This is a genomic window from Bradyrhizobium uaiense (assembly GCF_010811875.1).
In the GTDB taxonomy this organism is placed as follows: domain Bacteria; phylum Pseudomonadota; class Alphaproteobacteria; order Rhizobiales; family Xanthobacteraceae; genus Bradyrhizobium; species Bradyrhizobium uaiense.
This window is the reverse complement of sequence record NZ_VKHP01000853.1, coordinates 1-246: the sequence shown is the minus strand read 5'-3', so window position 1 is coordinate 246 and position 246 is coordinate 1. Positions and strand designations below refer to the sequence as shown.

Here is a 246-nt window from a genome sequence, read left to right as displayed (position 1 = left end):
GAGCTGCGGCCTCGAGCCCGGCCGCATCGTGCAGTACAAGCCGCTGCTCGATGAAGCGATCCGCCTCGCCGGCACCAAGCCCGAGACCTGCATCATCCTGCAGCGGCCGCAGCATGGTTGCGAGCTCCTTGGCCGCGAAGCCGCCGAACACCACGCTGTGCACCGCGCCGATCCGCGCGCAGGCGAGCATCGCGACCACGGCTTCCGGCACCATCGGCATATAAAGGATGACGCGATCGCCCTTGG

The 246-nt window shown here is 68.3% G+C and carries 1 protein-coding gene; it reads right to left on the bottom strand.

All coding sequences use genetic code 11. The features are described 5' to 3' along the window. Positions 1–246: AMP-binding protein (locus FNJ47_RS52375; RefSeq protein WP_236000632.1), on the bottom strand; the 246-nt coding region annotated here is incomplete at both ends.